General features: G+C 30.6%; 15 protein-coding genes and 1 riboswitch. Of the genes, 1 reads left to right on the top strand and 14 read right to left on the bottom strand.

What is annotated here, in order from left to right:
* Positions 1–2: 2 nt before the first annotated feature.
* The 8 genes from ilvC to AB0T67_RS00820 all read right to left on the bottom strand — a co-directional run bounded on the left by ilvC (position 3) and on the right by AB0T67_RS00820 (position 10,901).
* Positions 3–1,508, bottom strand: a complete 1,506-nt coding sequence (ilvC, locus tag AB0T67_RS00855) for a ketol-acid reductoisomerase (protein WP_369218734.1) — start codon at positions 1,506–1,508, stop codon at positions 3–5.
* A gap of 28 nt (positions 1,509–1,536) precedes the next feature.
* Complete coding sequence (gene ilvN / locus AB0T67_RS00850) at positions 1,537–2,061, bottom strand: acetolactate synthase small subunit (RefSeq protein ID WP_369218733.1); 525 nt, start codon at positions 2,059–2,061, stop codon at positions 1,537–1,539.
* Between the two features lie 2 nt (positions 2,062–2,063).
* A complete protein-coding gene (gene ilvB / locus AB0T67_RS00845) occupies positions 2,064–3,797 on the bottom strand; it encodes a biosynthetic-type acetolactate synthase large subunit (protein WP_369218732.1) in 1,734 nt (577 codons plus the stop codon).
* Positions 3,798–3,808: 11 nt separating this feature from the next.
* The gene (ilvD, locus tag AB0T67_RS00840) at positions 3,809–5,488 is read right to left on the bottom strand and encodes a dihydroxy-acid dehydratase (protein ID WP_271230128.1); all 1,680 of its coding nucleotides are present in this window, start codon (positions 5,486–5,488) and stop codon (positions 3,809–3,811) included.
* 1,149 nt (positions 5,489–6,637) lie between these two features.
* Positions 6,638–7,753: a 3-isopropylmalate dehydrogenase gene (gene leuB, locus AB0T67_RS00835; protein WP_369218731.1), complete on the bottom strand. Its 1,116-nt coding sequence runs from the start codon at positions 7,751–7,753 to the stop codon at positions 6,638–6,640.
* A 10-nt stretch (positions 7,754–7,763) separates the two neighbouring features.
* Positions 7,764–8,342 carry a 3-isopropylmalate dehydratase small subunit gene (gene leuD, locus AB0T67_RS00830; protein ID WP_271230130.1) on the bottom strand — a complete coding sequence of 193 codons (579 nt, stop codon included), beginning with the start codon at positions 8,340–8,342 and terminating at the stop codon, positions 7,764–7,766.
* 1 nt (position 8,343) lies between these two features.
* On the bottom strand, positions 8,344–9,726 hold the full coding sequence (gene leuC, locus AB0T67_RS00825) for a 3-isopropylmalate dehydratase large subunit (RefSeq protein ID WP_369218730.1): 1,383 nt from the start codon (positions 9,724–9,726) through the stop codon (positions 8,344–8,346).
* Positions 9,726–10,901 (bottom strand): 2-isopropylmalate synthase, encoded by a 1,176-nt coding sequence (locus AB0T67_RS00820; RefSeq protein ID WP_369218729.1) that lies wholly within the window; start codon positions 10,899–10,901, stop codon positions 9,726–9,728. Before AB0T67_RS00820 ends, leuC begins: the two co-directional genes overlap by 1 nt.
* Positions 10,902–11,033: 132 nt before the next feature.
* Here AB0T67_RS00820 and AB0T67_RS00815 point away from each other — a divergent pair, with 132 nt between their 5' ends.
* On the top strand, positions 11,034–12,596 hold the full coding sequence (locus AB0T67_RS00815; protein ID WP_369218728.1) for a hypothetical protein: 1,563 nt from the start codon (positions 11,034–11,036) through the stop codon (positions 12,594–12,596).
* 13 nt (positions 12,597–12,609) lie between these two features.
* On the opposite strand, the gene metF is transcribed toward AB0T67_RS00815, so the two are convergent.
* The 6 genes from metF to AB0T67_RS00785 form a co-directional block, all read right to left on the bottom strand.
* A complete protein-coding gene (gene metF / locus AB0T67_RS00810) occupies positions 12,610–13,566 on the bottom strand; it encodes a methylenetetrahydrofolate reductase [NAD(P)H] (RefSeq protein ID WP_369218727.1) in 957 nt (318 codons plus the stop codon).
* A 154-nt stretch (positions 13,567–13,720) separates the two neighbouring features.
* Complete coding sequence (gene metH / locus AB0T67_RS00805) at positions 13,721–16,399, bottom strand: methionine synthase (protein WP_369218726.1); 2,679 nt, start codon at positions 16,397–16,399, stop codon at positions 13,721–13,723.
* Entirely contained in the window at positions 16,390–17,382 is a 993-nt protein-coding gene (locus AB0T67_RS00800) for a homocysteine S-methyltransferase family protein (protein WP_271230134.1), read from the bottom strand. Before AB0T67_RS00800 ends, metH begins: the two co-directional genes overlap by 10 nt.
* 46 nt (positions 17,383–17,428) lie before the next feature.
* Positions 17,429–17,550: riboswitch (SAM riboswitch) on the bottom strand.
* A gap of 65 nt (positions 17,551–17,615) precedes the next feature.
* Positions 17,616–18,506 (bottom strand): cysteine synthase CysM, encoded by an 891-nt coding sequence (cysM, locus tag AB0T67_RS00795; protein WP_271230135.1) that lies wholly within the window; start codon positions 18,504–18,506, stop codon positions 17,616–17,618.
* 3 nt (positions 18,507–18,509) lie between these two features.
* Positions 18,510–19,274, bottom strand: coding sequence for a serine O-acetyltransferase EpsC (epsC, locus tag AB0T67_RS00790; RefSeq protein ID WP_369218725.1), 765 nt, complete (start codon positions 19,272–19,274; stop codon positions 18,510–18,512).
* A complete protein-coding gene (locus AB0T67_RS00785; protein ID WP_369218724.1) occupies positions 19,274–19,603 on the bottom strand; it encodes a 2Fe-2S iron-sulfur cluster-binding protein in 330 nt (109 codons plus the stop codon). The genes epsC and AB0T67_RS00785 overlap by 1 nt, the downstream gene beginning before the upstream one ends.
* Positions 19,604–19,617: the final 14 nt, after the last annotated feature.

Here is a 19,617-nt window from a genome sequence, read left to right as displayed (position 1 = left end):
TTCTAATGGAAAACTACTTCTTCTTTTTGATCTTGCTCAATTACTTTCATTGCCGTCATTGAAGTTCTTAATGTTTTACCAATAGCTTCAATTGGGTGATTTTGAATAGCGTTATTTACAGCAATTAATTCTAAATTATCTACTTCGTTAGATCCTGTACCAAAAGCTTTACCGATAATAGAAGTATCAACTTTTTTCATGAAATCAACTAACATTGGTTTAGCTGCATGATCAAATAAATAACATCCGTATTCAGCTGTATCAGAAATAATACGGTTCATTTCAAATAATTTCTTTCTTGCTACAGTGTTAGCAATTAAAGGTAATTCATGTAATGATTCGTAATAAGCAGATTCTTCTTTAATTCCTGCTGCTACCATGTTATCGTAAGCTAATTCTACACCAGCTCTTACAAAAGCAACCATTAATACTCCGTTATCAAAGTACTCTTGATCACTAATTTCTTCTGAAGTAGCTGCTGTTTTTTCAAAAGAAGTTTCTCCTGTTGCTGCTCTCCAAGATAATAAGTTAACATCATCGTTTGCCCAATCTTCCATCATTGTTGTTGAGAAGTGACCTGACATAATATCATCCATATGCTTCTCAAATAATGGAGCTAAAATAGTTTTTAATTCTTCTGAAATTTCAAAAGCTTTAATTTTAGCTGGGTTCGATAAACGATCCATCATATTCGTAATACCTCCATGCTTTAAAGCTTCAGTAATTACTTCCCATCCGTATTGGATTAATTTAGATGCATATGCTGGCTCAATTCCTTCTTCTACCATTCTTTCAAAAGACAAGATAGATCCAGTTTGTAATAAACCACATAAAATAGTTTGCTCTCCCATTAAGTCAGACTTAACTTCTGCAACAAATGAAGATTGTAATACTCCTGCTTTATGACCACCAGTTGCAACTGCATATGCTTTTGCTTGTGCCCATCCTTTATTTTCAGGATCATTTTCTGGGTGTACAGCAATTAATGTTGGTACACCAAAACCTCTTTTATATTCTTCTCTAACCTCAGTACCAGGGCACTTAGGCGCAACCATAATTACAGTTAAATCTTCACGAATTTGCATTCCTTCTTCTACGATGTTAAAACCGTGAGAATAAGATAATGTAGCTCCTTTTTTCATTAAAGGCATTACTGTATTAACAACTCTTGTATGTTGTTTATCTGGCGTTAAGTTTAAAACTAAATCAGCCGTAGGAATTAATGCTTCAAAAGTATCAACATTAAAATTATTTTCAGATGCATTTTTAAATGAAGCTCTTTTTTCTTCAATTGCAGCACCACGTAAAGCATAAGAAACATCTAAACCAGAATCTCTCATATTTAAACCTTGGTTTAAACCTTGTGCTCCACAACCAATAATAACTACTTTTTTACCTTTTAAAGCGCTAACTCCTTCAGAAAATTCTGAAGCGTCCATGAATCTACATTTTGCTAGTTGTTCTAACTTTCCTGCTAATGATAATGTATTAAAATAATTTGTTGCCATCTTTTTAGTATGTTGTTATTGTTGTTTGTTAGTTGTTTTCTAATAATAATGTTGAAATTTTCATTTCGTCTTTAGTAATTGCAATTCGTCCTGAACGTACAAATTGCATTATACCATGTTTATCTAAAGTGTGGTATAAATCTTCTATTTCTTCTTTAGTTCCTGATTTTTCAAGTACAAAAAAGTCTTTATTTATATTTATAATTCTCGATTTGCTACTATTAATTATAGTTTGAATTTCATCATTAGCTATTAATGATTGAGAACTTAACTTAAATAAACAAGATTCTTGGTATATAGTATCTTCATCTGTATGATAATATGCTTTTATTACCTCGACTTGCTTTTCTATTTGACCTATAATTTTTTTAATCTGTTCTTCAGTTACTTTTACAAGTAATGTAAATCTTGAAACACTTTTTATTTCTGATTTAGAAATATTCATGCTTTCAATATTAATATGTCTTCTTAAAAAAATCCCTGAAATTCTATTCAATATACCTAGTTTATTTTCGGTATAAATTGAAACAGTATATGTTTGTCTATTTTCCATAATTATTCTAATCTTATATCTGAAACTGATGCTCCTGTTGGTATCATTGGAAATACATTGTTTTCTTTTTCAACACAAACTTCTAAAAAGTATGCATCTTTAGAATCCATCATTTCTTTAACACTACTTGCTAAATCTTCTCTTTTAGTTACTTTTTTAGCATCTATACTATATCCTTTTGCAATAGCTACAAAATCAGGATTAGTCATTTCAGTTGAAGCATATCTTCTATCAAAAAACAATTGTTGCCATTGACGTACCATACCTAAAAACTCATTATTAAGTACCACTATTTTTACAGCTGCTTTAGTTTGTAAAATAGTACCTAATTCTTGAATATTCATTTGGTAACCACCATCACCAGCAATCATAACTACTTCTCTATCTGGCATTCCCATTTTAGCTCCAATTGAAGCTGGTAAAGCAAATCCCATTGTACCTAAACCACCAGAAGTAATGTTACTTTTGGTTTTATTAAACTTTGCATAACGACAAGCGAACATTTGATGCTGACCAACATCAGAAACAATAATAGCATCACCACCTGAAGCTATATTTATTTCTTTTAAAACCTCAGCCATTGTTAACCCATCTTTGGTTGGATACAAGTCTTCTTTTTGTACTTTTTCGTACTCTACTTTATCTAACTCAGCAAACTCGTTTAACCAAGCTTCATGTGAGTTTTTATTGATTAAAGGTAAAATTTCAGCTAAAGTTTGTTTAACATCACCTAAAACAGCAACATCAGCTTTTACATTTTTATCAATTTCAGCTGGGTCTATTTCAAAATGAACAACCTTAGCTTGTTTTGCGTATCTACTTAAATCACCTGTTACACGGTCATCAAAACGCATACCTACTGCAATTAACAAATCACATTGATTTGTTAAAACATTAGGAGCATAATTACCATGCATACCAACCATACCTACATTTAACTCATGTACTGTTGGTAATGCTGATAAACCTAAAATTGTCCAAGCCGATGGTATATTTGCTTTTTCTATAAAAGCTTTAAACTCTTCTTCTGCTTGTCCTAAAATAACACCTTGACCAAAAACAATCATTGGTTTTTTAGCGCTATTTATTAATTCCGATGCTTCTTTTATTTTATCTAAAGAAATATCTGGTTTCGCTTTATAACTACGTACAGATGTGCATTTTTCATATTCAAAATCGAACATTTCAAACTGAGCATCTTTAGTTATATCAATTAAAACTGGTCCTGGTCTTCCTGATTTTGCAAGGTAAAAAGCCTTTGCAAAAATTTCTGGAATTTCAGAAGCTTTTGTAATTTGATAATTCCATTTAGTTACAGGAGTCGAAATACCAACAATATCAGTTTCTTGAAAAGCATCAGAACCTAATAAATGAGATGCTACTTGACCTGTAATACAAACCAATGGTGTAGAATCTATTTGAGCATCAGCAATACCTGTAATTAAATTTGTAGCTCCAGGTCCTGAAGTTGCAATTGCTACACCTACTTTACCAGTTGCTCTGGCAAAACCTTGTGCTGCATGTGTTGCACCTTGTTCATGACGCGTTAATACATGGTTTATTTTATCTTCGTACTTATATAATTCATCATAAACTGGCATAATTGCTCCACCAGGATATCCGTAAATTAAATCTACTCCTTCTTCAAGTAAGCATTTTACTACAGCTTCTGCACCAGAAATATGCAATTTTTGTTTAGAATCTGCTTCAGATTGTGTTTGATTTTTTGTTGTCATAAATTTTGGTATTAAATTCCATCAGTTACACATCCTTTAGATGCTGATGCAACAGTTTTTGCATATTTATATAAAATCCCTTTTTTATGCTTTAATTCTGGAGCAACCCATTTCGATTTTCTTTCTGCTAATTCTTCATCAGAAAGTAATACGTTTATAGAGTTGTCTTCAGCACTAATTCTAATTTTATCTCCTGTTTCAAGTATACCTATTGTTCCTCCTGATTGAGCTTCAGGTGTAATATGTCCTACTACAAAACCATGAGTTCCTCCTGAAAAACGACCATCAGTAATTAATGCTACAGATTTTCCTAAACCTGCTCCCATAATTAATGAAGTTGGTTTTAACATTTCTGGCATACCAGGTCCTCCTCTTGGTCCAACATATCTAATAACTACAACATCACCTCTTTCAACTTCTCCGTTAGAGATACCTGTATTTGCTGCTTGTTCTCCATCATAAACAACTGCTTTCCCTTCGAAAAGTAATCCTTCATTTCCTGAAATTTTAGCAACAGCTCCTTCTGTAGCTAAGTTTCCATAAATTATCTGAATATTCCCAGATGATTTTAAAGCTTTATCTGTTGGATGAATTACATCTTGCTCTTCAAACTCCATTGCTTCAACATTTGCTAAATTCTCAGCTAATGTTTTTCCAGTAACAGTTAAACAGTCACCATGTAAATATCCATTATCTAGTAAATATTTCATAACAGCAGGTGTTCCTCCTATCGAGTGAACATCTTCCATTAAATATTTTCCTGATGGTTTTAAATCAGCAATTAATGGCGTTCTATCACTTACTTTTTGAATATCATCTAAAGTAAACTCAATATCTGCAGCATGTGCAATTGCTATAAAGTGTAACACTGCATTTGTAGATCCTCCTAAAGCGTTAACTATTGCAATAGCATTTTCTAATGATTTTTTAGATATAATATCTAAAGGCTTTAAATCTAACTCTAATAAATTTCTAATAGCTAAAGCTGTTCTTTCTGCTTCAGATAATTTATTAGGATTTTCAGCAGGTATCGATGAGTTATAAGGTAATGCAAACCCCATACATTCTATTGCAGAAGCCATTGTGTTTGCAGTGTACATACCACCACATGCACCTGCACCAGGAATTGCTCTTTTGATAATCTCTCTATACTCTTCTTCTTCTATCTCTCCTGCTACTTTCTGACCTAAAGCCTCAAATGCCGAAACGATATTTAATTTTCTTCCTTTATAATTTCCTGAAGCAATTGTTCCTCCGTACATCATAATAGATGGACGATTTAAACGTAACATTGCTATTACTGCTCCTGGCATATTTTTATCACAACCAACTACAGATACTAATGCATCATAACTTTGTGCATTCATTACTGTTTCTATTGAATCAGCAATAATATCTCTAGAAGCTAAAGAATAATTCATACCTGATGTTCCCATAGAAATACCATCAGAAACACCAATTGTATTAAAACCTAAACCAACTAAACCAGCAATTTTTGTTTCAATTTTTACTTCGGCAGCCAAATTATTTAAATGCATGTTACACGGATTTCCGTCATAACCTGTACTTGCAATACCTATTTGGGCTTTGCTCATGTCTTCATCAGTTAAACCGACTGCATACAACATCGCTTGTGATGCTGGTTGAGATTCGTCTTGTGTTAACCTGCTACTGTGTTTGTTTAATTTCATTTTAAGTTCTTTTCTTTTTAATCTAATTGTGCTTTTTATTTATATAATTTTATTAATTGATATATCATTTATTCTTTTTTAAAACTACTAAAAATTGATTTTTCAATTAATTATTATTAATATTTAAAACACTTATATATTCAAAATTATTTTATTGTGTTATAACAGTTATTATTCATGAACCTATTTAACGATATCTAATACGCAAATAAAAGACGTAAACAATTAAAAAACAATGACTTAAAGTTTTATTTCTACCCTATTCAATAATTAAAATTCTTATAAAAAAAAGCTTCCTAAAAATTTAGGAAGCTTTTTTAATTTATAATTATAAAATACGCTTCCTACCTATGCGAAATAACCACAAGGACAATAATAGAAATAATATTTAAAATTTGTTTTTTCATTTGATTCTGCAAATATCAGTGTTTTTTATTAAACTATCTTAACTAAATTGAAATATTTAAAACAAAATGCATAATTCTATATTTTATGATATTCTTAATTTAAGGAGTAATAATAAGCTCTTTTTTTACATAAATTAAACAGATATCTAGAATCACAAATTATCTTACAATTTCAATACATTTTTTTCAATTTAATAAAATAAAACATCGTAAAATAAAACTTTTTATCATAAAAAAGCTTCCTAAACAGGAAGCTTTTTTATTTATAATTATAAAATACACTTCCTTATCATTGTGAAATAATCACAATAACAATAATAGAAATAATATTTAAAATTTGTTTTTTCATTTGATTAAGCAAATATGAGTATTTTTTATGAAACTTCTTACATTTAATTATTTAAATTTATAATCTGTACTTTCTCCTTCACTTTTCGCTTTATGTAATATTTTTTTGATATCGATTTTTCGTTTCAAGTAAAATTCGTTAAATTATCTTTTTAATGTATGTAAATTTTATTTCCCGCATAATTTGCGATAAAAAAACGAAACTAAAACTAGGGCAGAATCTGTATATTTCAAAAATTAAATTTACAAAAACTTAGTTACTAAAAATGCTAGTGCTTCTGCAATTCCAGATTTAAACTTAGCTATTATCTTCCTATCTTTATTAATTTTAATAAATCTTTATCTAAAAAAAACCGTACTAAATAGCACGGTATTTTATATATTAAATTAACAACTATATAATAGTACTCTGTCCTGTATGAATATTTTGAAAATTAATATTACTATCTTCTTTATTATAAATATAATCAGCAATAAAATCTCCTACTTTACGTGTTCCAAAATTCTTATCAGAATTAATATCTTCAGTAGTTATTCCTAATTCTAATGATTTTTCAACAGCAGCTTCTATAGTAAAAGCTTCTTCGTGTAAACCTAAATGTTTTAATAACATTGCTGCAGATAAAATAGCTGCTAATGGATTAGCAATATCTTTTCCTTTTGCTTGTGGAAATGAACCATGAATAGGCTCAAATAATCCATTTTCTTTTCCGATAGATGAAGATGCTAATAAACCAATAGAACCACCGATTACACTTGCTTCATCAGATAAAATATCTCCAAATAAGTTTTCAGTTAAAATTACATCAAACTGCTTTGGATTTAAAATTAATTGCATTGCTGCATTATCTACAAAAATAAAATCAAGAGCAACATCAGGATATTGTTTTGCTAAAGCTGTTACTGTTTTACGCCACAATCTTGAAGTTTCTAACACATTTGCTTTATCAACCAATGTTAATTTTTTTCTTCTATTTTGTGCTGCTTTAAAAGCTAAATGCGCAATACGTTCTATTTCTATTACAGAATAAGTACAACCATCTGAAGCTACTTGCTTATCTTCACTAAGTTCTTTTGTTCCAAAGTAAATACCTCCAGTTAACTCTCTATAAATAGTAATATCAGTTCCTTGAATAATTTCTTTTTTCAAAGGAGAATTTTCAATTAATTGCTGATATGCTTTTACAGGACGTTCGTTACAGAAAAGACCTAATTCTTTTCTTAACTTTAATAAACCTTGTTCTGGACGAACTGTTGCCGTAGGATCATTATCATATTTAGGATCTCCGATAGCTCCAAATAAAATAGCATCACTTTTTCTACAGATATCAATTGTTTCATCTGGTAACGGGTTACCTGTTTTATCAATAGCACAAGCACCCATCAATGCTTCATTAAATATAAAGGTATGATCATACACATTTGCCACTGCTTTTAAAACTTTTTGAGCTTGTGCAGTTACTTCTGGTCCAATACCGTCTCCTGGAATTACAGCTATATTAAATTTCATTTTTTATATTTTATAATGAAGCTTCAAAAGCTTCTATTTTATCTTTTTTACTTACTAAGAAATCGATGTCATCATAACCATTAATCATACAAACTTTTTTATATGGATTAATTTCAAAACTACTAGTACCTACAGCTGTTATAATTTCCTGATTTTCTAAATCAACAGTAACAATAGTATTTGGTTCTTCTGTAACTTTCTTTAATAATTTTTTTAAATATTCTTCGGATACTTGTATTGGTAAAATACCATTATTAAGTGCATTTCCTTTAAAAATATCAGCAAAAAAACTACTAACAACAACTTTAAATCCGTAACCAGCTAAAGCCCAAGCTGCGTGTTCTCTACTAGAACCACATCCAAAATTATCTCCAGCAACTAAAATACTTCCTTTAAAACTTTTATTATTTAAAACAAAATCTTCGTTTACACTTCCATCTTTATTAAAACGCCAATCTCTAAAAACATTATCTCCAAAACCTTTTTTATCGGTAGCTTTTAAAAAACGTGCTGGTATAATTTGATCGGTATCTACATTTTCGGTTATTAATGGAACCGCGGTATCAATTAATTTTACAAACTTTTCCATCTTAATTTAACTGTTTTGTGATATCAATAATTTTTCCTTCTACTGCTGTTGCTGCTGCCATTAAAGGACTTGCTAAAATAGTTCTAGATCCTTGTCCTTGACGTCCTTCAAAATTTCTGTTAGATGTAGACACACAGTATTCTCCTTCTGGTATCTTATCATCATTCATAGCTAAACAAGCTGAACAACCTGGCTGACGTAATTGAAAACCTGCAGCTTCAAAAACTGTTTTTAATCCTTCTTCCTCAATTTGTTTTGCAACTTTTTGAGACCCTGGAACTAACCACGCATTTACATTTTGTGCTTTCTGTTTTCCTTTTACGTAATTTGCTACTTCTCTAAAATCTTCAATTCTAGAATTAGTACAACTACCTATAAACACATAGTTTATTTTCTTATCAATTAAACTCTCACCTTTTTGAAAGTTCATGTAAGATAATGACTTTTCTAAAGAAACGTCATTATCTTCTGGAATATTTTCTGAAATTTTAATTCCCATCCCAGGGTTTGTTCCAAAAGTAAGCATTGGCTCAATATCTTCGGCATTGAAAGTATATTCTTGGTCAAAGGTAGCATCAGTATCAGATGGTAATGTTTTCCAGTAAGCTACTTTCTTATCAAAATCAACTCCTTTTGGAGCAAATTCTTTTCCTTCTACATAATCAAAAGTAGTTTGATCTGGTGCAATCATTCCTCCTCTTGCTCCCATTTCAATACTCATGTTACAAACCGTCATACGACCTTCCATAGACATTTCTTCAAATACATTTCCTGCGTATTCACAAAAATAACCTGTACCTGAATTCGTTCCTAATTGAGCGATAATATAAAGTATAACATCTTTAGGTAAAACGCCATTTCTTAATTTTCCATTAACAGAAACACGTAAACTTTTAGGTTTTTGAAGCAATAAACATTGACTTGCAAACACCTGTGCAACCTGACTTGTACCAATACCAAAAGCGATTGTTCCAAAAGCTCCGTGAGTTGATGTGTGAGAATCTCCACAAACCATAGTCATACCTGGTTGCGTAATTCCTAGTTCAGGTGCTATAACGTGTACAATTCCGTTATTTTCGTGCCCTAATTCGTATAAAGTAATATTATTTTCTTTACAATTTTTTGTTAATTGCTCTAATTGATTTCTAGATAAATCATCTTTAATAGGTAAATGTTGATTTACAGTTGGCGTGTTATGATCTGCCGTTGCAACAATTTTATCAGGACGCGCTACTGAAATACCACGTTCTTTCAATTCATTAAAAGCCTGTGGACTTGTAACCTCATGAATTAAATGTTTATCTATATATAAAACTTGTGGTCCGTTTTCAATTGAATCTACCACATGGGCATCCCATACTTTATCAAATAATGTTTTTCCCATTATGCAATTATTATTTTTGATATTTTATTTACTTGTTCCATAATTACATGAAGATCTTCATCAATTACTTCTTTTTGCTTATCAGCTACATTTAAAAATAATTGATATGCTGAATCTAATTGTATTTTGGTTAATTCATAACCTATATTTTTAGCTCTATAAGCTAATGCAGCTCTACCACTTCTGGCAGTTAAAACGATTGCACTTTCTGTAACACCAACATCTAATGGATTCATTATTTCGTAAGTTTCACGATTTTTGATGACTCCATCTTGATGTATTCCTGAACTGTGTGCAAATGCATTTGCTCCAACAATTGCTTTATTAGGTTGCACAGGCATTCCCATACTTTCACGAACCATTATACTTGTATCATATAATAATTGTGTATTAATATCGGTTTGTAAGTTTAAATATGGATGCTGTTTTAACACCATAACAACTTCTTCTAATGCTGTATTTCCTGCACGTTCACCTATTCCGTTAATTGTACATTCTATTTGTCTTGCACCGTTAATTACACCTGCAATAGAATTTGCTGTTGCCATTCCTAAATCATTATGACAATGACAAGATATGATTACATTTTCAATTCCTTTTACGTTTTCTTTTAAATACTTAATTTTTGCTCCGTATTCATCAGGTAAACAATATCCTGTTGTATCAGGAATATTTAAAACTGTTGCTCCCGATTTTATCATTTCTTCACAAACCTTTGCTAAAAAAGCATTATCTGTTCTACCTGCATCTTCTGCGTAAAACTCAACATCATCAACAAAATTTTTAGCATAAGAAACAGCTTCCTTACCTCTTCTGATTACCTCATCTTGCGATGAATTAAATTTATATCTAATATGAGAATCACTAGTACCAATTCCTGTATGAATTCGAGGTTTAACTGCATATTTCAAAGCTTCTGCAGCTACTTCAATATCTTTTTTAACCGCTCTTGTTAATCCACAAACAGTTGCATTTTTAACAATCTTTGCAATTTCATTTACCGAAGCAAAATCTCCAGGACTAGAAACAGGAAAACCCGCCTCTATAACATCAACGCCTAAAAAATCAAGTCTTTCTGCAATAATTAGTTTTTGTGTTGTGTCTAGCTTGCATCCAGGCACTTGCTCTCCATCACGAAGTGTTGTATCAAAAATTTGGACTTTATCGTTTTGCATCTCTATTAATTTATTTACCTTTAATTAACTCAAATTTATATATTAGATTTTTTAAAAAACAACTTATCAACTTATTAGTTACGATATTTAAGCTACACAACAACAATGCAAACAACTAAAAAACAATAACTTATGTACAAAATCATTACACCATCCAACCAACAAAACGATATGCTATTTGTTTTAATAAAGTCTTTATCTAAGTCTGAAAAACGTCAGTTTAATCTTTATGTTGGTCGTTTAGATGGGAATAATGATGCTAAATTTTTATCTCTTTTTAAGTTTTTAGATAAACAAAAAAAGTACGATGAAAAAACAATTATAAAAAGTGGTATTGTAAGTAAGCAGCAATTATCTAACTTAAAAGCGCACTTATATAAGCAAATATTAATTAGCTTACGTATGAATCCTGCTCATAAAAATATTCGAATTCAGATACGAGAATTATTAGATTTTGCGACTATTTTATATCAAAAAGGATTATATAAACAAAGCTTAAAACTATTAGATAAAGCTAAAAATACAGCTATTGATAATGAAGAAAAAAATATAGCTTATGAAATTGTTGAACTTGAAAAAGTTATTGAAAGTCAATATATAACTAGAAGTATTAGTACCAGAGCTGATGAATTAACTATTCAAGCTAAAGAGTTAAGCCAACAAAATGTAATTGCGAGTAAACTTTCTAATTTATCGCTACAATTATATGGTACTTTATTAAAAACAGGCTATGTAAGAAATGATACTGAACTTAAAAAAGTAAACTCTTATTTTGAATCTAAATTACCCAATTATCAATATGATCGTTTAGGTTTTAGAGAAAAATTATGGTTATATAAAGCTAATTTATGGCATAGTTTTTTAACTCAAGATTTTCTTCAGAGCTATAAATACGCTAATAAATGGGTAGATTTATTTAAAAATAATTCTAAAAATATTGCTATTCATCCTGTTTTTTATCTGAAAGGAAAAAACTATTTATTAGAAAGTTTATTTTTCATAAAACACTTTTCTAAATTTAAAGAGGAACTTACTTTTTTTGAAAAAGAAATTGAAAATAATTTAATCCCAATAAATAGCAATACCGAAATTCTTATTTTTCAATATTACTACGCAAATAAACTGCATTTTCATTTTTTAGAAGGAAGTTTTGATGAAGGAGAATATTTAGTAGCAACAATCAATACTAAAATTGAAGCCTATAGAAACAGATTAGACAATCATCATATTGTAGTTTTATACTATAAAATAGCTAGTTTATACTTTGGTATGAATAAAAATAAGGAATGTATTTTTTACTTAAATAAAATTATTAAGTCGAAAAAAATTCATGTAGCAGAAGATTTGCAATGTTTTGCCAGAATTTTAAGCCTAATTGCACATTATGAATGTGGCTTAGATTATGATTTTGAATTACAATTTAAAGACACCTACCGCTTTTTATTAAAAATGGAAAATCTTCAAGAGGTTCAAAAAGAATTCATTTCGTCAATAAAAGCGCTAGGTGATGTATTCCCTCATCAAATAAAAAAGGAATTTAAAAACATATATAATCGTTTAAAAATTTATGAAAATCATCCTTATGAAAAAAGAGCATTTTTATATTTAGATATTCTTTCATGGTTAGAATCTAAAATAGAAAATAAATCTGTTTCAGAAATCATAAAAAATAAACTCATTCAAAATAAACGATAAAACGATATTTTTTTTAAAATAATGCTTTAGCTATTGCTTTAATATTATCACTTTTACCCATAGAATAATAATGTAATAAAGGTACACCTGCATTTAACAATTCTTTAGATTGTTCAATACACCATTCAATACCAATCTGCCTTACTTCTTTATTATTCTTACAATCATCTATCGATTTTATAAATGCTTCTGGTAAATCAATTTTAAAAACCTGTGGTAATAATTGTAAATGACGCTTTACAGCAACAGGTTTTATTCCTGGAATAATAGGTACTGTAATACCTATTTCTCTTGCAGCGTTAACAAACTCGAAATATTTTTGATTATCAAAAAACATTTGAGTTACTACATAATCAGCTCCTGCATCTACCTTTTCTTTTAAACGTTTTAAATCTGTTTGTAAAGAAGGAGATTCTAAATGTTTTTCAGGATACCCAGCAACACCTATACAAAAATCTGTTTTATGACTTGCATCAACAACATTATGTAAATACTTACCTTTATTTAAATCATTAATTTGTGATACTAACTCTGTTGCATAGGTATGACCTCCTTTACTAGGTTCAAAATACCTTTGATGACTCATTGCATCTCCTCGCAAAGCCATTACATTTTGAATACCTAAATAATGGCAATCAACCAATAAATACTCTGTTTCTTCTTTAGTAAAACCTCCACATAAAACATGCGGAACAGTATCTACATCATATTTATGTTTTATTGCTGCACAAATACCAACCGTTCCTGGTCGCATTCTGGTAATTTTTCTATCTAATAAACCATTTCCTTTATCGATATACAAATGTTCTTCTCTCGAAGTGGTAACATCTATAAAAGGTGGATTAAATTCCATTAACGGATTTATATTATTATATAAATCTTGAATATTATTTCCTTTTTTTGGTGGAATAATTTCAAACGAAAATAATGTTTTTCCGTTTGCTTTTTTAATATGTTCTGTTACTTTCATGGCTAAATAATTTAATGCAATATTTTACAATACCCTACTTTATATCATTAATTTGGGCGTTACCACAAGGGTCGCGCTTTACGCTATATCTTTTTAAAGAACCACTAAAAAGGTGGTTCTTTAAAAAGGATGCCGCTTCAATCGCTAACGCAACCTACATATCGGCAATTGCAGGATGTAACCACTTTCTTGCTTTATCTAAAGTGATACCTTTTCTATCAGCAAAATCACGAACCTGATCATCAGTAATTTTACCTAATCCGAAGTATTTTGCTTCTTCATTAGCAAAGTAATAACCAGAAACTGCTGCTGCTGGCCACATAGCTAAACTTTCAGTTAATGTTACACCTATTTTTTCTTCAACCTGTAAAACATCCCAAATAGTTTCTTTTTCTAAATGATCAGGACATGCAGGATAACCAGGTGCAGGACGAATTCCTTTATAAGTTTCCTTTATCAATTCATCATTAGATAATGTTTCATCAGAAGCATATCCCCAATGTTTAGTTCTTACTCTATGATGTAAATATTCTGCAAAAGCTTCAGCAAAACGATCAGCAATTGCTTGTACCATAATTGCATTATAATCATCTTCTTTATCTTTATACTTTTTTGCTAATTCATCAGCACCATAAATTGCAGTACAAAAAGCTCCCATATAATCTTTTTTGTTAGATTCTTTTGGCGCTATAAAATCAGATAAAGCAATACTTGGTTTTCCTTCTCGTTTTTTAAGTTGCTGACGTAAAGTTCTAAAAACAGCTATTTCTTCTCCTTTTTTCTGAATAGAAATATCATCATCATTAATTGAATTAGCTTCAAACAATCCAAAAATTCCTTTTGGTTTTAATAATTGTTTGGTAATAATTTCATCTAAAATAACTTTAGAATCTTCAAGTAACTGAGTTGCTTGTTCACCAACAACTTCATCAGTTAAAATATCTGGATATCTTCCATGTAAATCCCAACTTCTAAAAAATGGACTCCAATCAATAAAAGGTAATAAGTCTTTTAAACGAACTTGCTCTATCGTTTGAATACCTAATTCATTTGGTTTTATAATTGATGATGTTTCCCAATCAATTTTAAACTTACGTTTTCTAGCTTCTTCAATTGAAGTATATGCTTTTTGTTTTCCTCGTTTTAAAAACTTCTCACGAAATTCATCGTAATCTTGTTTTAACTTAGCGACATAAGCATTACTTGTTTCTTTGTTTAGTAAGTCACTAACAACAGTTACAGCTCTTGATGCATCATTTACATGTACAACTGCATTTTTATATTGTGGATCTATTTTTACAGCCGTATGTGCTTTTGAAGTTGTTGCACCTCCAATTAACAACGGAACCGTAAAATTTTGACGCTCCATTTCTTTTGCCAAATACACCATTTCATCTAAAGAAGGCGTTATTAATCCTGATAAACCAATAATATCAACATTTTCTTTTTTAGCAGCTTCAATAATTTTTTCAGGAGCTACCATTACTCCTAAATCAACAATTTCGTAATTATTACAACCTAAAACAACACTTACAATATTTTTACCAATATCATGAACATCACCTTTTACGGTTGCCATTAATACTTTTCCTAATGCTTGTTGTTTTTCACCTTTTTCGGCTTCAATAAACGGATTTAAATAAGCAACTGCTTTTTTCATTACACGGGCAGATTTTACCACTTGAGGCAAAAACATTTTCCCTGCTCCAAATAAATCTCCAACAACGTTCATTCCAATCATTAAATGACCTTCAATTACTTCAATCGGTTTTTTAGCAGCTAACCTTGCTTCTTCTGAATCTTCAATAATAAAAGCATCGATTCCTTTTACTAATGAATGTGTAATTCTTTCTTGTAAAGGCAAACTTCGCCATTCTAAGACTTTAGTTTCATCTTGTTTTACAACACCTTTTACAGTTTCTGCAAAATCTAATAAACGCTCGGTAGCATCTTCTCTTCTATCTAAAATAACATCTTCAATATGCTCTAATAAATCTTTAGGAATATCATCATAAATTTCCAACATTGCTGGGTTTACAATACCTATATTCATACCCGCCTGAATAGCATAATATAAGAAAACCGAATGCATTGCTTCTCGTACCGTGTTATTTCCTCTAAACGAAAATGACACATTACTAACACCACCACTTACACTTACGTTTGGTAAATTTTGACGAACCCAACGAGTTGCTTCTATAAAATCGATAGCATTTCTTCGGTGTTCATCCATTCCTGTAGCAACAGGAAAAATATTTAAATCGAAAATAATATCTTCGGATGCAAAACCTACTTTATCAACTAATACACGATACGATCTTTCAGCTATTTCAATTCTTCTTTGATAATTATCTGCTTGTCCAACTTCATCAAAAGCCATAACAATAACAGCAGCTCCATATCTTTTAATTTGAGTTGCTTCCCAAATAAATTTTTCTTCTCCTTCTTTTAAAGAAATAGAATTCACAACACTTTTACCTTGTACAACTTGTAATCCTGCCTCGATTATTTCCCATTTCGAGCTATCAATCATTAACGGAACTCTACAAATATCTGGTTCAGCAGCAATTAGATTTAAAAATCGAACCATAGCTTCTTTACCATCAATCAAACCATCATCCATATTAATGTCGATAATTTGCGCACCACCTTCAACCTGATGTCTAGCAATCGCTAGTGCTTCATCAAATTTTTCTTCTTTAATTAATCGTAAAAACTTACGAGATCCTGCTACATTTGTGCGTTCACCAACATTAATAAAGTTGCTATTCTCATTTAAAACCAACGGCTCTAAACCAGATAAGCGCATGTACTTGTCTTGTTTTATTTGCATTTTCTTGGTTGGTATTTATTTGCCAATTCGGCAATTGCAGTAATATGTTCTGGAGTAGTACCACAACATCCACCAATAATATTAATCAAGTTTTTTTCTAGATACTCTTCTATTTGATCTGCCATTTCTTCAGCAGTTTCATCATACTCTCCAAAAGCATTAGGTAAACCAGCATTAGGATGTGCTGAAATTGCAAAATCTGTTTTAGATGCAATAGCTTCTAAGTGAGGTTGCAATAAATTAGCTCCTAAAGCACAATTAAATCCTACAGATAATAATGGAATATGAGATACCGAAATTAAAAAAGCTTCTGCTGTTTGACCAGATAAAGTTCTACCACTTGCATCAGTAATAGTACCGCTTAACATTACTGGTATTTCAATTTTTCTTTCCTCTTTTACCTCTTCAATAGCGAACAATGCAGCTTTAGCATTTAAAGTATCGAAAACTGTTTCTACTAATAAAAGGTCAGATCCACCATCTAATAAAGCTTCTACTTGTTGCTTATAAGCGATTCTTAATTCATCAAAAGTAACAGCTCTATACCCAGGATCATTTACATCAGGAGACATACTCGCTGTTCTGTTTGTTGGTCCTATAGAACCTGCAACAAACCTTGGTTTATGTGGTTCTTTTGCTGTAAATTCATCAGCTACTTCTTTTGCTATTTTTGCAGATTGATAATTCAATTCATATACCAAATTTTCCATTTGATAATCAGCCATAGCGATAGTAGTTCCTGAAAAAGTATTTGTTTCTACAATATCAGCTCCTGCTGCAAAATATTTAGCATGTATTTCTTTAATTGCAGATGGTTGTGTGATAGATAACAAATCGTTATTTCCTTGCAATGGTGTTGGATAGTCCTTAAAGCGTTCTCCACGAAAGTCTTCTTCCGTAAATTTATATGCTTGAAGCATCGTTCCCATTGCTCCATCGAGCACTAGAATTCGTTTTTGTATTTCTTTATATATGTTTGACATTCCTGATTTTTATTGTAGAAGTTATCAGGAAAAGAGTAGAGGTTTTCCGTTATCTCTCTTTAATACTGATTATTAGCATAAAAGTAGAATTTAGCACCTTCTTTGTTTTGCACATAGGGTTGCTAAGGTTTCAAAGGGTCTAATTCCCTCCACCTTTCTTGATAACATTCGTATTAAGTTAATGAACTAAAGTGCAAATAAACAAAAAAATATATTATTTGCACCTCTATTTTTTAATAATTATATAAATTAGAAGATAAATATCTATCACCTATATCACAAATAATTGCTACAATAATACCTTCTTCTATTTTTTCTGCAATTTCAAGTGCTACATGTACAGCACCTCCACTACTCATACCACCAAAAACACCTTCTTGACTAGCTAACTTACGAGTCATATTTCGTGCTTGGTTTTCACTTACCTCAATAACTTCATCAACTTTTGAACGATCAAAAATCTTTGGTAAATATTCTTTTGACCATTTTCTGATTCCAGGTATACTTGAACCATCTGTTGGTTGTGCTCCAATAATTTGAACATTAGGATTTTGTTCTTTTAAATATGTAGAAACTCCCATAATAGTTCCTGTAGTACCCATTGCCGATACAAAATGAGTTACCTCACCTTCTGTATCTTTCCAAATTTCAGGACCTGTTGTTTTATAATGCGCTTTCCAATTATCATTATTTTCAAATTGATTCAACATAAAATACCCTTTTTTATAGCGTAATTTCTGAGCTAAATCTCTTGAACCTTCAATACCCTCTTCTTTAGGTGTTAACAACACTTCAGCTCCGTAAGCTTTCATTGTTTTTACACGTTCTTCAGTAGCATTTTCAGGCATTACTAAAGTCATGTTTAAGCCTAATACTTTGGCGATAAAAGCTAATGCTATTCCTGTATTTCCACTAGTAGCTTCTACTAAATGATCTCCTTTTTTTATGTTTCTTCGGTTTAAAGCCTCAAAAATCATATTGTAAGCAGCTCTATCTTTAACGCTTCCACCAGGATTCTGTCCTTCCAATTTCAAAAAAAGACGTACACCTTTTTTATCAAGAATATTACTAACCTCTACTAAAGGTGTATTTCCAACAAAGTCGGTTATTTTTTTTGCTTTCATAATTTATCCTTTATCTAATGAAACAATCTTATTTTCTGTTTGATAAATAACCAATGATTTTGGTGGAACAGATTCTGTAACACACACATTAGCACCAATCACACTTCCTTCACCTATTATTACGTCTCCACCTAAAATAGTAGCATTAGCATAAATAGTTACATTGTTATCTATTGTAGGATGTCTTTTTGTTTCTGCTAAACTTTTTTTAACTTGAATACCACCTAAAGTAACTCCTTGATAAATTTTAACATTTTCTCTTATCAATGTAGTTTCTCCAATAACAATTCCAGTAGCATGATCTATAAAAAAGGAATCTCCTATTGTTGCTCCTGGATGTATATCTGTACCTGTTAATCCGTGCGCATATTCGCTCATCATTCTAGGTAAGGTAGGTACTTTTAAACTATACAATTCATGACTTAAACGATATACAGCTATAGCATGAAACCCTGGATATGCCAAGTAAATTTCTTCTAAACTTTTGGCTGCAGGGTCTGTTTTTTCAAAAGCAAGCGCATCTAAATCAAGACGCTGTCTTATTTCTGGTAATTTATTTTGAAATAATGACCAAATTTCAGTAGCGTTTTCAATCTTTAATCGCTTTGCTATCGTAAAAAAATTATGTTCTATACTTTGCTTGTTGTTTTCTTTAAATTCTTCATCAAACAAAGCATAAAACATATTTTTTGTAAAAAGCTCAACAGTGTCTTTTAAACAAATATTATAATTTTTAAAAGTTGTTGTTGTTGCTAATATTTTACTCATTACATCTCTGGTGCTAATTCTACTTCTAATCCATTTAATTCAGGTGACATTTGAATTTGACAACCTAAACGGCTGTTATCTTCTACATGAAATGCTTCTGCCAACATTGCGTCTTCATCATCAGTTAACTCGGGTAACTTATGTTCTGATTTCACATAACACTGACAAGATGCACACATTGCCATACCACCGCAAACACCAATAGTACCTTCTTCTGCTAATTCGTATGAACGAACAATTTCCATTAGGTTCATGGCCATATCAGTAGGTGCAATAACTTCGTGTTTTACACCTTCTCTATCTGTTATATTTATGGTAATATCTGACATTATATTTTTAAAGT

Origin of the sequence: Tenacibaculum salmonis (assembly GCF_041053065.1) — a bacterium.
Taxonomy (GTDB): domain Bacteria; phylum Bacteroidota; class Bacteroidia; order Flavobacteriales; family Flavobacteriaceae; genus Polaribacter; species Polaribacter pacificus_A.
Note: the sequence above shows the minus strand (reverse complement) of the source record. Positions and strands in the feature narration are given on the sequence as shown.